The following is a 14031-nucleotide window of genomic DNA, read 5'->3' as shown; positions in this document are numbered from 1 at the left end:
TCGGTCAGGGATGCGCCGCCATGACCTGGGCGACGGCCGCCGTCAGCCGCTTGCCATAGGGCACATGCAGGAACTCGTTGGGCCCATGGGCATTGCTCTTGGGGCCGAGCACGCCACAGACCATCATCTGCGCCTTCGGGAAGCCCTTCTGCAGCATGCTCATCAGCGGGATGGTGCCGCCCTGGCCGATATAGCCGACCGGCGCGCCGAAGTGGGCCTGGCTGGCGTCGTTCAGCGCCTGGCTGAGCCAGGGCGACAGCTCGGGCGTGTTCCAGCCTGTGGCGCCATAGGCGCCGGCGCGGCCGTCGGGCACGAACGTCACCTTGGCGTTGTAGGGTGCGTTGTCCTCCAGCAGGGCCTTGAGCTCCAGCGCCGCGGCATTGCCGTCCACCAGGGGCGGCAGGCGCAGGCTGAGCTTGAAGGCCGTGTAGGGGCGCAGTACGTTGCCGGCGTTCTTCAGCTCGGGGAAGCCGTCCACGCCGACCACCGACAGCGTCGGCCGCCAGGTGCGGTTGAGCAGCACCTCGACCGGGTCGCTCGTCACCGGCAGCACCGGGCCGCCGTCCGCGCCGCAAGCCCAGGGCATGCGCTTGTAGACCTCTTCCTTCAGGATGGCGGCGGTGGCCTGGGCCTGCGCCAGGCGCGCGCCGGGAATCTCGCAGTGGAAGCTCTCCGGCAGCAGGCGGCCGGTCTTGCTGTCCTCCAGGCGGTCCAGCACCTGGCGCAGGATGCGGAAGGACGAGGGCACGACGCCCGAGCCGTCGCCGCTGTGGATGCCCTCGGTCAGCACCTCGACCTTCAGCACGCCCGAGACCATGCCGCGCAGCGAGGTCGTCAGCCAGAGCTGGTCGTAGTTGCCGGCGCCGGAGTCCAGGCAGACCACCAGCGACACATTGCCCAGCCTGGGCTTGAGCAGGTCGATATAGGCCGGCAGGTCGAAGCTGCCGCTCTCCTCGCAGGTCTCGATGACGCCGACGCAGCGCGGGCGCGGGATGCCCTGGGCGTCCAGCGCCATGATGGCCGTCAGCGACGCATAGACCGCGTAGCCGTCGTCGGCGCCACCGCGGCCGTAGAGCAGGCCGTTCTCGTACTTGGGCGTCCAGGGGCCGAGGTCGCTGCGCCAGCCGCTGAATTCGGGCTGCTTGTCCAGGTGGCCGTAGAGGACGATGCTGTCTTCGCTGCCCGCCTTGGTGGCCGGCACCTCGAAGAAGATGACCGGCGTGCGGCCCGGGATGCGCACGATCTCGAGCTTCAGCCCGGCGACCTTCTTGCTCTCCACCCAGGCCGCGGCCTGGGTCAGCACCTTCTCGATGTGGCCGTTGGCGGCCCAGTCGGCATCGAACATCGGGCTCTTGGCCGGGATGGCGATGTAGTCGGTCAGCGCGGGGACGATTTCCTCGTCCCAGAGCGCTGCAGCAAAAGCCCCCAGCGCGCTCGCCTCGTCGGCTTGCAGCGGGAGATGCGGATCTCGTGCATTCATGGCGTACTCCTGGCGCTTGTGGCGCGGCCAGCCAGTTTAGGCGCTCTGATAATGCCCCGCCGCCCCCGCCACCATGCGCCTGACCCGCATCTTCCTGCTCACCACCGGGCTGCTGCTCAGCCTGGTGACGTCGCTGCTGCTGCGCTCGGTCTGGGCCGACTGGCGCCAGGTCGGCGCGGCAGAGCTCGGCCTGGCGGCCATGCAGCGCGCCTACCTGGGCATGAAGGTGGCCGAGAAGGCCTCGGCCGAGCGCGGCCCGGCCATCCCGGTGCTCAACGACACCGACCCGCCCGACCCGGCCAAGCGGGCCCGGCTGGCGGACTTCCGGCGCACGACGGATGCTGCCTTCGACGAGGCCCTGGCCGCGCTGGCCGGCTCACGCGACCCGGCCTCGACCTCGGCCCGCGCCCAGCTGATCCATGCCCGCCAGGAGCTGGGCCGCGCCCGCATCGAGGTGGACCGCGTCGCCGCCCTGCCCCATGCCCAGCGCAGCGCGCCGGGCCAGCGCCTCACGCGCGGCCCCATCGACCAGATGTTCGCCGTCATCGACACGGTGCTGGGCGCCGTGACGACGCAGTCGGCCGCGGCCGAGGCTGTCTACCCCGAACTGGCCATGCCCCTGGTCGGCGCGCGCTACGCGGCCGAGCTGCGCGAGTACGCCGGCCGGCTGGGCTCCCAGTTCACGACGCCGCTGGCCACCCGGCAGCCCCTGGGCCACGAGGAGAGGCACGAGATCCCGCTGCTGATGGGCCGCATCGAGCAGCTGCGCAAGCTGATCAGCCTGCAGGCCCGCGTCAGCGGCGCCGAGGCCCCGCTGCAGGCCGCCATCGCGACGATGGAGGCACGCTATTTCGGCACCGACCTGCCCTTCGTGCGCGAGATGACCGAGCGCGGCCTGGCCGGCGAGGCCTATGGCCTGGACTCGGCCGCCTTCGTCGCCCGCTATGTGCCACCGATGAAGACCATCGTCGAGCTGCGCGACGCGCTGTTCGCCGCCGCCCGCGACGCCGCCCGCGAGCGCGTCGCACAGAGCCGCCGGCACATGGCCATCAACACCGCGCTGGGCCTGGCGGTGCTGGGCATAGAGCTGAGCGTCTTCCTGCTGATCCGCCACCGCGTGCTGCTGCCCCTGTTGCGCAGCACGCAGGCCATGAACGCCATCATGGGCGGGCGCGTCCAGCCCAGCGACCACGAGCCACCCATCACGCGCGCCGACGAGATCGGCGACATGAAGCGCGCCGTCGCCGCGCTGCGCGATGCGACGCTGCGCAGCCGGGCGCTGGAGGGCGAGCGCGAACGCCTCATCGAGCAGCTGCGCATCGCCAGCGACACCGACTTCCTGACCGGCCTACCCAACCGCCGCGCCTTCGTCGAGCGTGCCGCCGCCCTGCTCGCCCAGGCACGGCGCCACGGCTGGCCGGTCGCCCTGCTCGTCTTCGACCTCGACCATTTCAAGCGCATCAACGACCAGCACGGCCACCCGGCCGGCGACGCGGTGCTGCGCGCCACGGCCGGGCTGGCCCAGGCCACCGTACGCGAGGGAGAGCTGCTGGCCCGCCAGGGCGGCGAGGAGTTCGTCATCCTGGCCGTGAACTGCCGCCCCGAGCAGGCCGCCCAGCTTGCCGAGCGCCTGCGCGCGACGCTGGCCGACACGCCGGTCGCGGCCCCCGAAGGCCCGACGCTGCGCCTGACGGCCAGCTTCGGCCTGGCCTGCGCCGAGGCGCGCGGCCCGATCGACCTGGACGGCCTGTTCCACGACGCCGACCGCGCCCTCTATGCCGCCAAGGACCAGGGCCGCAACCGCGTGTGCCGCGCCGACACCGCCCCGCTGCAGGCGCCATGAGCTGGGCTTGAGCCGGTTCTAACGTCACACAGGCCCGGCAGGATCGGGGAAAACGACGGAGCAGGCGAGCTCGCCCTGCCCTTAGGCTCGACGCACCATGACCCGCCTGCTGCTGCCCGCCCTGCTGGCCCTGCTCACGCTGTTGGCCGGCTGTGCCTCCGGCCCCAGGTTCACGGTGGACGACGGCCGCCCGGTCAACGAGCCCCTGCTCGGCGGCATGCGCGCCTATGGTGCGGGCGAGCGGCTGATCCGCCCGGCCATCGCGCGCAGCGCTGCGCTGCAGGACCGGGACTGCGACAAGCAGTGGGAGCTGCCCTTCGCCGTCGCCACCAGCGCCGGCTGGGGCGAGAACGACCGCGTCGCCTGGGTGCGCGCACTGCAGGTGGACGAGCGCCTGACCGTCATCGCCATCACCCAGGACTCGCCCCTGCCCATGGGCACGCGGATCAACCGCATCGGCGGCCAGGCCGGCGACGACGGCGAGCACCTGCTGGAATGGCTGGCCGACGCGCGCGATGCGGGCCGGCCCTTTCACGTCGGCACGGCCACCGGCAAGGACGTGCTCGTCACGCCCTTCGAGGTCTGCCGCGGCTACACCCGCTTCGCGCCACCCAACACGCCGCAGCTGCAGGACTACCACTGGCTGCTCAGCCTGCACCCGCTGGAGCTGACCCAGGCCGAGCCCACGCCCGACGAGGCGCTGTGGATGGTGCTATGGACCCAGGGCCTGTCCGAAGAGGGCGGGGCCCGCATGAAGACCTACCACTACGCGATCAAGATCGCGGGCACCCTCTACAACCTCGCCACGCTGGCCTCGGGCGTGAAGGCCGCGGCCATGGCGGCCGACGCGGCCATCAGCGCGGCCAAGAGCGCCGCCGCCAACGTGGCCAGCGACATCATCAGGCAGCAGCTCATCGAGCAGGGCAAGGCCCTGGCGGCACAGCGGGTCCGCGACGGCCTGGTGGAGGCCGCCCAGCAGGTCAGCCGCCAGCAGGTGCTCAACGTGATGCAGGCGGCCGCCGCCAACCGCGGCTCGCTGGGCGGCATCTCGCGCATCGCGGCCACCGCCTTCGAGCGCGCCGACGCCTGGGCCTTCACACGCATGGCGGCCCTTGGCGCGCCGCCGCTGGCCGGCTTCACGCTGCACCAGAAGCTCATCGAGCGCAGCTTCTATGCCAACGCCTTCCTGTTCGACGCGGACCGCCTGGCGGCGCTGAACAAGGTGGCCGCGGCGCGCGGCTTCGAGGCCGAGGTCACGGCCATCCTCGGCGGCTTCCGCGCCGACGCGCTGCTGGCCGAGATCGGCGCCATGCCGCTGGCCTCGGCCCGGGCCAGCTTCTCCTTCGAGAGTGCCGACGACCCCGGCGCCGGCCGCTTCTCGCGCGGCCTCGTCGATGCCATGCTCGAACTGCCCATCGAATCGGCACCGAAGCAGAAATGAAACCGGCCCCCACCCTCGCCCTTGCGCTGCTGCTCGCCACCGCGGCCGCCCGCGCCCAGACCCCGCCGGCCGACGCCGCCAGCGCCCCCGAGGCCGCCGCGGCCTCCGCCCCCGAACCCCGCCCGACGCCGGCACCGCCGCCGCCCAGCTGCAACCAGCTGACCAGCCACGCGCTATCCGCCGACCTGAAGGCCGCCACCGCGCATGCCCAGCAGCAGCCGCTGCAGGCCCAGGTCACGCTCTACGACGAGGCCGTGGCCCAGTGGGGCTCGGCCATCGCCGCATGCGAGGGCCGGGCCCGCGATCGCGCGACCCGCAACCTCGCCGACAGCCAGAAGACCCGCGAGGCCCTGGCCGAGAAGCTGCAGGCCGGCAGCCAGTGCGAGAGCGCCCATCACGACGCTAGCGCGCTGCAGGAGCTGGCCCGCGGCGCCTTCGGCGAACGCCGCTTCGCCGAGGCCGCCAGCCTCTACCGCAAGGCCGAGGGCATGTGGGACCTGGCCGTCGACCAGTGCAGCGGCAGCCAGCAGCAGACCGCCCAGCGCCGCCGCGAGCAGAGCGAGATCGACGGCCACAACGCCGAGTTCTGCGCCCCGCCCTTCGAGCGCGCCCGCGACTTCAGCACCAGGCTGCGCAACGCTGGCGCGGCCTTGCCGCTGGCCGAGCGCCAGGCCCAGAGCCAGATCGGCGAGACCCTGTGGCGCGACACCGCCAGGCTCTGCAAAGGCAGCGCCCAGGAGCTGGCCCTGAACAACGCCCAGGCCCTGGCGCGCGAGCGCGGCACGCCCTGGGTGGCGACGCCGCTGCCGGGCGCCCCGCCCGCGGTGGCGCCTGCCGTTCCCACGGCTCCCACCGCCGTGGCTGCGGCGCCCAAGCCTGCCACCCCGCCGCCCGCTACAGCCGCCGCAACTGCCGCAACGGCGGCGCCGCTGCGCCAGGCTGCTGCCACGCCCATCGTTCCGCTGGCCGCACCCGCGGCGCCCGAACCCAAGCTCTTCGACCGCAGCGCCGGCGACACGCACTATGTCGGCCGGTTCGTGCGCGAGGACGACGACACCGTCTCCGGCACCGGCCGCGTCGAATGGAAGAACGGCGACGTCTACGAAGGCCCGCTGACGCACAGCCGGCGTGAGGGCGCCGGCGAGATCCGCTGGGCCAACGGCCAGCGCTACAAGGGCGACTGGGCGGGCGACCACGCGACCGGCCACGGCCTGATGGTGTTCGCCAATGGCAACCAGTTCGACGGCACGCTGGTGGACGGCCAGCCCGAGGGCGAGGGCAGGCTGACCTATGCGTCCGGCGACGTCTACACCGGCCAGATCCACCAGGGCCTGCCGCATGGCAAGGGCCTCTATGTCTGGACCAGCGGCCAGCGCTACGACGGCGAATGGGTCAACGACAAGCCCCAGGGCCGGGGCCGCATGCGCTTCACCAACGGCAACCAGTACGAGGGCCAGCTCGCCGCCGGCCTGCCGCAAGGCCAGGGCCGCATGGTCTTCCCCAGCGGCGACGTCTACGAGGGCCAGTTCGAGGCCGGCAAGGCCCATGGCGAGGGCAGGTACGCCTGGAAGAGCGGCGAGCGCTACGAGGGCGCCTGGGCGCGCGGCCTCAAGCACGGCCAGGGCATCTTCTACTGGCCCACCGGCGACCGCTGGGAGGGCGTCTTCAAGGAAGACGAGCGCACGGACGACGGCTATATGGTCCGCAAGGGCAACTGAGGGCGCCCAGCCCCCCCCCCCCCCCCCCCGAGGGGGTCAAGAAACCTTGGGGCGGCCCGGCGGTTCCCTGTGAGGTCGCGCGCTGGCCTTTCCTTGAGGCAGGTCAGGCGGCGCGCGCGGCGCGTCGGTGTAACCTGTACGCATTCTCAGGAGTCTCCCCATGAAAACCTTGCTCACCGCCGCCGCCCTGGCCCTCGCTTTCGCCGCCCCCGCCGCCGAGGCCCGCGTCGCCCGCCACCACACGACCAGCCACGCCACCAGCCCCGTCAAGGCCCAGGCCGGCGCGAAGAAGGCCACCAAGGCCAAGCACAAGAAACACGTCAGGAAGGGCCGCCACAAGAAGGCCGCCTGACCGGGGCGTCGGCCGCTACTCGCGCTCGAACTTGAACACCGCCACGCTGGCCCTGAGATTGGGCAGCGCGCGCACCACCTCGCCACCCTGCAGGCCGAAGGCATCCAGCACCTTGAGGCGGTTCTTGCGCGCCAGCACCTCGAAGTCGGCGAAGGTGCCGACGCGGATATTGGGCGTGTCGTACCACTCGTAGGGCAGGGCCCGCGTGACCGGCATGCGGCCCAGCAGCACCTGCAGCCGGTTGGGCCAGTGGGCGAAGTTGGGGAAGCTGACGATGCCCAGCTTGCCCACGCGCGCCGTCTCCTTGAGCATCTGCTCGGCATTGCGCAGATGCTGCAGGGTCTCCAGTTGCAGCACGACGTCGAAACTCTGGTCCTCGAAGATGGACAGGCCCTCTTCCAGGTTGCGCTGGATGACGTTGACGCCGCGCTTCACGCAGGCCAGCAGGTTGGCGTCGTCCAGTTCCACGCCGTAGCCGCTGCAGCCCTTGTGCCTGATGAGGTGCTCGAGCAGCTCGCCGGTGCCGCAGCCGAGGTCGAGCACGCGCGAGCCGGGCGGCACCAGGGCCGCGATGGCGGGGTCGAAGCTCATCGGGCCACCTCCACCGAGATGCGTTCGAAATAGGCCCGCAGCAGCCCGTGGTAGCGCGGGTCGTCGAGCAGGAAGGCGTCGTGGCCGTGCGGCGCGTCGATCTCGGCGTAGCTCACGTCCAGCCGGTTGTCGAGCAGGGCCTTGACGATCTCCCGCGAGCGCGCCGGCGAGAAGCGCCAGTCGGTCGTGAAGCTGGCGATCAGGAACTTGGCCCGCGCCGACGCGAAGGCCCGCGTCAGGTCGCCGCCCTGCTCCGAGGCCGGGTCGAAGTAGTCCAGCGCGCGCGTGATCAGCAGATAGGTGTTGGCGTCGAAGTAGTCGCTGAACTTGTCGCCCTGGTAGCGCAGATAGCTCTCGATCTGGAACTCGATGTCCTGCGTGCTGTAGCCCAGTTCGCCGCCCTTGAGCTCGCGGCCGAACTTCTCGGCCATCACGTCGTCGCTGAGATAGGTGATGTGGCCGATCATGCGCGCCACGCGCAGGCCGCGCTTGGGCACAACGCCGTGGGCATAGAAGTGGCCGCCGTGGAAGTCGGGGTCGGTCACGATGGCGCGCCGCGCCACCTCGTTGAAGGCGATGTTCTGCGCCGACAGGTTCGGCGCCGTCGCGATGGCGATGCAATGCGCCACGCGCTCGGGGTAGCGCAGCGCCCAGTCCAGCGCCTGCATGCCGCCCAGGCTGCCGCCCAGCACGGCCGCCAGCTTCAGGATGCCGAAGCGCTCGACGACGCGGGCCTGGGCGTCCACCCAGTCCTGCACGGTGACGACGGGAAAGTCCGCGCCCCAGGCCCGGCCCGTCGCCGGGTTGGCGTGCATCGGCCCCGTGGAGCCGAAGCAGGAGCCCAGGTTGTTGACGCCGATGACGAAGAACCTGTCGGTGTCCAGGGCCTTGCCGGGGCCGATCAGGTTGTCCCACCAGCCCTCGCTCTTCGGCTGGCCCGCATAGGTGCCGGCCACATGGTGGCTGGCGTTCAGCGCATGGCAGACCAGCACCGCGTTGCTGCGTTCGGCATTGAGCTGGCCATACGTCTCGACCATCAGGTCATAGGGGCCGAGCGTGGCGCCGCTGCGCAGCGGCAGCGGCTCGTCGAAATGAAAACTCTGCGGCGATACCTCGCCGACGCTACGGCCCGTCATGGCCCTACTCCAATGAAGAAACCGGCGCCACTGTTGCGGGACGCCGGTTGCTCGGAGTCCTGTTTAGCGGCATTTGTAGAGCGCCCGCAATCCGGAACAAATCGGCGCTTGAGGCCGGATTCTAAGCTCGGCCTGCGTCGAGCCTGAACTGCGCCACCGCGCCCGTCAGCAGCTGCAGCTGCTGGCGCAGGCTGTCGGCCGCGGCGGCGGACTGCTCCACCAGGGCCGCGTTCTGCTGGGTCATGTGGTCGAGCTGGCTGACGGCGCCGTTGATGCGGCCGATGCGTGCGCTCTGGTCGGCCGCGCCGGTGGCCACCTCGCCGATCATGTCGCTGACCTTCTGCACGTTGTCGACGATCTCGTGCATGGTCGTGCCCGCATGCTGCACCAGGCGGGCGCCGGCCTCGGCGCGCTCGACGCTGGCGGTGATCAGGGTCTTGATCTCGCGCGCCGCGCCGGCCGAGCGCTGGGCGAGGGCCCGCACCTCGCTGGCGACGACGGCAAAGCCCTTGCCATGCTCGCCGGCGCGCGCCGCCTCGACGGCCGCGTTCAGCGCCAGCAGATTGGTCTGGAAGGCGATGCTGTCGATCAGGCCGACGATGTCGCCGATGCGGCGCGAGCTGGCATTGATCTCGTCCATCGTCGACACCACCTCCGACACCTCCTCGCCGCCGCGGCGCGCCACCTCGGCGGCGCCCGCGGCCAGCTCGCGCGCCTTGCCGGCCGCATCGGCGCCGTGGCGCACGCCGCTGGTCAGGTCTTCCATCGAGCTGGTCGTCTGCTGCAGGCTGGACGCCGCCTGCTCGGTGCGCTGGCTGAGGTCGAGGTTGCCCGAGGCGACCTCGCTGCTGGTCGTCTCGATGCTCTGGGCCGAGGTCTTCACCTGGCGCACCAGGTCGCGCAGACTGGCCTGCATCGCGTCCAGCGCGCGCAGCAGGTCGGCCGTCTCGTCGCGGCCGACCACCTCGATGCGGTTGTCCAGCGCGCCGCCGGCGATGGACTGGGCCAGGTTGCGGGCGTCGCGCATCGGGCTGGTGATGGTGGCCGAGTTGACCAGCGTCAGCGGCACGACCAGCAGCAGCACGACCAGCAGCACGCCCGCCGCGCACCAGCCGATGCTCTCCATCTCGGCATCGAAGGCCTGGACCCGGCCCTTGTCCTCCAGGCCCCGCTGCAGCGTCTGCAGCGCGCCGGCAAGGCGCTCGGCGGCGGCGTCCTTCTCCGGCAGCTTCAGCTCGGCCAGGGCCTGGCGCGCCTCGGCCAGCGGCTGCAGGCTGCGCGCGGTCTGTGCGGCTGCCCCGGCGTTCAGTGCGCTCAGCTCGCGCGCACCCATCAGGCCGGTCAGGGCCAGGGCCGCGAACATCGTCAGCACCATCGCGATGGCGCCATGCATGCGGGTGCGGATGGTGAAGCTGCGCATCCAGTTGGCGAGATCCATGGTCTTGTCCTTTGGGGTGACCGCTGGACGCGGCCGGTCGTTCGGCATGCTAGTGATGCGGCCGCGGAAGGCAATTGGTGCAGATCAAGGTTTGGCGTTATTGGACATGTGTTTAATAATCGCCGCCATGCCACGCCCCAGCCAGGATCAGGACCGGCTTCTGCTCGCCGCCGGCGCCGCCCTCTACCCCGGGCTCGGCTGCGCCGGCCTGTCGGTGCGCCGCGTGGCCGAGGCCGCCGGCGTGAACCCGGCCATGGTGCATTACCACTTCGGCAGCAAGGACGCCTTCCTGCGCGCGCTGTTGCAGCGCCATTACGAAGAGATGTTCGCCGCGCTGTCGCTGACCAGCCAGGGCGAGGCCGACGTGATGGAGCGCCTGGCCGCGGCCCTGCTCGGCATCGCGCGCTTCGTGCGCGAGCACCGGCCGCTGATCGCCCGCGTCTGGGCCGATGCCCAGGGCGGCGAGTCCGTGGCCCAGGACTTCCTGCGCGCCAACGCGCCGCGCCACCTCGGCGTGCTGCTGGCGCTGCTGCAGGAGGCGCAGGCGCGCGGCCGCCTGCCCGAGCAGCCGCCGCTGACGCGCTTCGCCTTCCTGATGGGCGCCGTCGTCGCGCCGCTGATCCTGGCTGGCGGCATGCAGTCCGTCGGCGCCATGCCGGCCCCGCTGCTGGCCGCACTGGACGAGCAGATGCTGTCCGACGCCGCGCTGCAGAAACGCATCGAATGGGCGCTGCTCGGCCTGGCCAGCGGCGTCTGAAGGAGACCCGAAGATGAGACCGGCCCTGCTGTTGTTGACGCCCCTGCTGCTCGCCGCCTGCGGCGACAAGCCTGCGCCGGGCTGGACCGGCTATGCCGAGGCCGAGCTGGTCTATATCGCGCCGCCGGTGGCGGGGCGGCTCAGCGAGCTGGCCGTGCGCTCCGGCGAGGCCGTCGCCGCCGGCCAGGCCCTGTTCGCGCTGGACGCTACGCCCGAGCTCGCCGCCGATGCCGAGGCCCAGGCGCGCGCACAGAGCGCCCGCGCCCAGGCCCTCGACACGGACAAGGGCCGGCGCGCGCCCGAGCTGGCCGTCACGCGCGCCCAGCTCGACCAGGCCCGCGCCGCCGAGCGCCTGGCCGCCAGCGACCTCGCCCGCCAGCAGCAGCTGCTCACGCAGGGCTTCGTCGCGCGGGCACGCGTGGACGACGCGACGACGACGCTGGCCCAGGCCCGCGCCCGCGTCGGCGAGCTGGAGGCCGCCCTGCAGGTGGCCCAGCTGCCGGCCCGCGACGACGAACGCAGCGCCGCCCGCGCGCTGGCCGAGGCCGCGCAGAGTGGCCGCGCGCAGACGGCCTGGCGCGTCGAGCAGAAGCGCCAGAACGCGCCCGTCGCGGCCCGCGTGCAGGACGTCTTCATGCGCCCCGGCGAATGGGTGGCGGCCGGCCAGCCGGTGCTGGCCCTGCTGCCGCCGGCCAACCGCAAGGCGCGCTTCTATGTGCCGCAGTCCGCCGTCGGCGGCCTCAGGCTGGACGCGGCCGTGAGCCTGCACTGCGACGGCTGCGGCGCGCCCATCCCCGCGCGCATCAGCTTCATCGCCAACGGCCCCGAGTACACGCCGCCCGTCATCTATTCCAACCAGCAGCGCGACAAGCTGGTCTTCCTCGTCGAGGCCAGGCCCGTGAAGACCGAGGACGCGGAGCGACTGCACCCCGGCCAGCCTCTGGATGTGACTCGATGAGCGAGCTGGCCATCGACGTCAAGGGGCTCTCCAAGTCCTACGGCGGCCGCAAGGTCGTCGACGCGGTCGACATGCAGGTCGGCAGCGGCCGCATCGTCGGCTTCCTCGGCCCCAATGGCAGCGGCAAGACCACCTCGCTGCGCATGCTCTGCGGCCTGCTGACGCCAGACGCCGGCGAGGGCCGCGTGCTGGGGCTGGACTTCCGCCGCGAGGCCGCCGAAGTCAAGCGCCAGGTCGGCTATATGACGCAGAAGTTCGGCCTCTACGACGACCTCTCCATCCGCGAGAACCTGGACTTCATCGCGCGGCTGTTCTCGATGCCCGACCGCCGCGCTGCCGTCGACGGCGCGCTGGCACGCCTGGGCCTGGCCACGCGCCAGACCCAGCTCGCCGGCGCGCTGTCCGGCGGCTGGAAGCAGCGCCTCGCGCTCGCCGCCTGCCTGCTGCACCGGCCGCGCCTGCTGCTGCTGGACGAACCCACGGCCGGCGTCGACCCCAAGGCCCGGCGCGAGTTCTGGGACCAGATCCACCAGCTCGCCGGCGAGGGCATCACCGTGCTCGTGTCCACGCACTACATGGACGAGGCCGAGCGCTGCCACGAGCTGGTCTACATCGCCTACGGCCGCGTGCTGGCGCGCGGCACGGCGGCGTCCATCGTGCAGGCCGCCGGCGCGGACAACCTCGAAGACGCCTTCGTGCGCCTCGTCGGCCAGGCCACCGACAACTTCTCCGAGGCCGGCTGATGCAATCCCTGGCCCGCACCTTCGCGATCGCGCTGAAGGAGGTGCAGCAGATGCTGCGCGACCGCCTCACCTTCGCGATGGCCGTCGGCGTGCCCATCCTGCAGCTGGTGCTGTTCGGCTATGCGATCAACACCGACCCCAAGGGCCTGCCTGCCGCGGTCGTCAGCCAGGATGCCAGCCCGATGGCGCGAAGCGTCGTCGCGGCGCTGCAGACCAGCGGCTATTTCCGCATCGTCGAGAGCGGCATCGCCGAGTCGCGTGGCGACGCGCTGCTGCAGCGCGGCGACATCCAGTTCCTCATCGTCGTGCCCGACGACTTCGGCGCCCGCATCGTGCGCGGCGAGCGCCCGTCGCTGCTGATCGCGGCGGACGCGACCGACCCCTCGGCCTCGGGCAACGCCCTCGCCGCGCTGAATCAGCTCGGCAGCACCGCGCTGGCCCGCGACCTGCGCGGTCCGCTCGCGGCGCTGGCGCCCACGGCGCCGCCCTTCGACGTGCGCATCCAGCGCCGCTACAACCCCGAGGGCCTGACGCGCTACAACATCGTGCCCGGTCTGATCGGCACCATCCTGACGATGACCATGGTCATGCTGACCTCGCTGGCAATGACCCGCGAACGCGAGCGCGGCACGATGGAGAACCTGCTGGCCACGCCGGTGCGGCCCTTCGAGGTCATGGTCGGCAAGATCCTGCCCTATGTCGTGCTCGGCTATGTGCAGCTCGGCGTCATCCTGGGCGCGGCCTTCCTGCTCTTCGAGGTGCCCATGGTGGGCAGCGCGGCGCTGCTGCTGGCGATGATCGGCGTCTTCATGCTGGCCAACCTGGGCGTGGGCTTCACGTTCTCGACCCTGGCGAAGAATCAGCTCCAGGCCCTGCAGCTGACCTTTTTCTTCTTCCTGCCGTCCATGCTGCTGTCGGGTTTCATGTTCCCCTTCCGCGGCATGCCGCAGTGGGCGCAGCACCTGGGCGAGGCGCTGCCGCTGACCCACTTCCTGCGCATCGTGCGCGGCGTCATGCTGAAGGGCTCGGGCGCGGCCGAGCTGTTGCCGGAGCTGTGGCCGATGCTGGCCTTCCTGGCCGCGGCCGGCGGCGTCGCGCTGCTGCGCTACCGCCGCACGCTGGACTGATCACTGCTGCTGTTGTTGCTGCATCTGCGCCAGCAGCTCGGCCATCTTCTGTTGCACGGCCTGCATGCCCTTCAGCGGCCTCACCATGACCTTGAAGTCGGTGATCCGGCCGGCGTCGTTCCAGCGGATGATGTCCACGCCGTTGACCTGCACGCCGGCCAGCTCCAGCTCGAACTCCAGCAGCGCATCGCGCTCGCCGCGGATCTCGCGCACATAGCGAAAGCTCTCGTTGCCAAGCACGGCCAGCGCGGCGGCGAGGTATTGCGTCGCGAGCGCACGGCCGCGCTGCGGCGTGTGCACGACGGGCGAGTGGAAGACGACGTCCTCGGCCAGCAGCGCGGCCAGCGCGCGCGGGTTGCGGGCCTTGGCCAGTTCATGCCAGGCATCGATGGGATGGGTCATGGGCGGCTCCGGGTTCTGGAGCGGATCATTGGACACGAAGGCGGC

Annotated in this window: 12 protein-coding genes, 1 pseudogene and 1 riboswitch; of the genes and pseudogenes, 8 read left to right on the top strand and 5 right to left on the bottom strand. The window is 71.6% G+C overall.

All coding sequences use genetic code 11. The annotated features are described in order from the left end of the window. Nucleotides 1-4: 4 nt before the first annotated feature. The gene (locus EV671_RS01345) at nt 5-1480 is read right to left on the bottom strand and encodes a M20 family metallopeptidase (RefSeq protein WP_132569245.1); all 1476 of its coding nucleotides are present in this window, start codon (nt 1478-1480) and stop codon (nt 5-7) included. Nucleotides 1481-1553: 73 nt separating this feature from the next. On the opposite strand from EV671_RS01345, the gene EV671_RS01340 reads away from it, so the two are divergent. The 4 genes from EV671_RS01340 to EV671_RS01325 all read left to right on the top strand — a co-directional run bounded on the left by EV671_RS01340 (nt 1554) and on the right by EV671_RS01325 (nt 6834). Continuing rightward, the gene (locus EV671_RS01340; protein ID WP_132569243.1) at nt 1554-3323 is read left to right on the top strand and encodes a GGDEF domain-containing protein; all 1770 of its coding nucleotides are present in this window, start codon (nt 1554-1556) and stop codon (nt 3321-3323) included. A 97-nt stretch (nt 3324-3420) separates the two neighbouring features. Further along, nucleotides 3421-4764 (top strand): hypothetical protein, encoded by a 1344-nt coding sequence (locus tag EV671_RS01335; protein WP_132569241.1) that lies wholly within the window; start codon nt 3421-3423, stop codon nt 4762-4764. Further along, nucleotides 4761-6482 carry an MORN repeat-containing protein gene (locus tag EV671_RS27665; protein WP_165917440.1) on the top strand — a complete coding sequence of 574 codons (1722 nt, stop codon included), beginning with the start codon at nt 4761-4763 and terminating at the stop codon, nt 6480-6482. The genes EV671_RS01335 and EV671_RS27665 overlap by 4 nt, the downstream gene beginning before the upstream one ends. Before the next feature lie 160 nt (nt 6483-6642). Then, nucleotides 6643-6834 carry a hypothetical protein gene (locus tag EV671_RS01325; protein ID WP_132569237.1) on the top strand — a complete coding sequence of 64 codons (192 nt, stop codon included), beginning with the start codon at nt 6643-6645 and terminating at the stop codon, nt 6832-6834. A 15-nt stretch (nt 6835-6849) separates the two neighbouring features. Here the strand turns inward: EV671_RS01325 and metW are convergent, their stop codons facing one another. The 3 genes from metW to EV671_RS01310 all read right to left on the bottom strand — a co-directional run bounded on the left by metW (nt 6850) and on the right by EV671_RS01310 (nt 9999). Beyond that, nucleotides 6850-7425: a methionine biosynthesis protein MetW gene (gene metW / locus EV671_RS01320; protein ID WP_132569235.1), complete on the bottom strand. Its 576-nt coding sequence runs from the start codon at nt 7423-7425 to the stop codon at nt 6850-6852. Continuing rightward, the gene (metX, locus tag EV671_RS01315) at nt 7422-8561 is read right to left on the bottom strand and encodes a homoserine O-succinyltransferase MetX (RefSeq protein ID WP_132569233.1); all 1140 of its coding nucleotides are present in this window, start codon (nt 8559-8561) and stop codon (nt 7422-7424) included. Before metX ends, metW begins: the two co-directional genes overlap by 4 nt. 42 nt (nt 8562-8603) lie before the next feature. Beyond that, nucleotides 8604-8679, bottom strand: a riboswitch (SAM riboswitch). 3 nt (nt 8680-8682) lie between these two features. Then, nucleotides 8683-9999: a methyl-accepting chemotaxis protein gene (locus EV671_RS01310; RefSeq protein ID WP_132569231.1), complete on the bottom strand. Its 1317-nt coding sequence runs from the start codon at nt 9997-9999 to the stop codon at nt 8683-8685. A gap of 127 nt (nt 10000-10126) precedes the next feature. Here EV671_RS01310 and EV671_RS01305 point away from each other — a divergent pair, with 127 nt between their 5' ends. From EV671_RS01305 to EV671_RS01290, 4 genes and pseudogenes are all read left to right on the top strand, one after another. Then, a complete protein-coding gene (locus EV671_RS01305; RefSeq protein ID WP_165917439.1) occupies nt 10127-10756 on the top strand; it encodes a TetR/AcrR family transcriptional regulator in 630 nt (209 codons plus the stop codon). Between the two features lie 13 nt (nt 10757-10769). Further along, nucleotides 10770-11714: an HlyD family secretion protein gene (locus EV671_RS01300; RefSeq protein WP_132569227.1), complete on the top strand. Its 945-nt coding sequence runs from the start codon at nt 10770-10772 to the stop codon at nt 11712-11714. After that, nucleotides 11711-12373: pseudogene (gene ccmA / locus EV671_RS01295) on the top strand (heme ABC exporter ATP-binding protein CcmA); the annotation flags it as partial. The gene EV671_RS01300 and the pseudogene ccmA, both read left to right, overlap by 4 nt. 83 nt (nt 12374-12456) lie before the next feature. Next, nucleotides 12457-13584 (top strand): ABC transporter permease, encoded by a 1128-nt coding sequence (locus EV671_RS01290; protein ID WP_132569223.1) that lies wholly within the window; start codon nt 12457-12459, stop codon nt 13582-13584. Here EV671_RS01290 and EV671_RS01285 read toward each other — a convergent pair whose 3' ends face one another. Continuing rightward, complete coding sequence (locus EV671_RS01285; RefSeq protein WP_132569221.1) at nt 13585-13986, bottom strand: nuclear transport factor 2 family protein; 402 nt, start codon at nt 13984-13986, stop codon at nt 13585-13587. It abuts the gene before it with no gap. Nucleotides 13987-14031: the final 45 nt, after the last annotated feature.

Source organism: Roseateles saccharophilus, from assembly GCF_004342485.1.
In the GTDB taxonomy this organism is placed as follows: Bacteria; Pseudomonadota; Gammaproteobacteria; order Burkholderiales; family Burkholderiaceae_C; genus Pelomonas; species Pelomonas saccharophila.
The sequence above is the reverse complement of the archived record's forward strand: the minus strand, read 5'-3'. Positions and strand labels throughout refer to the sequence as shown.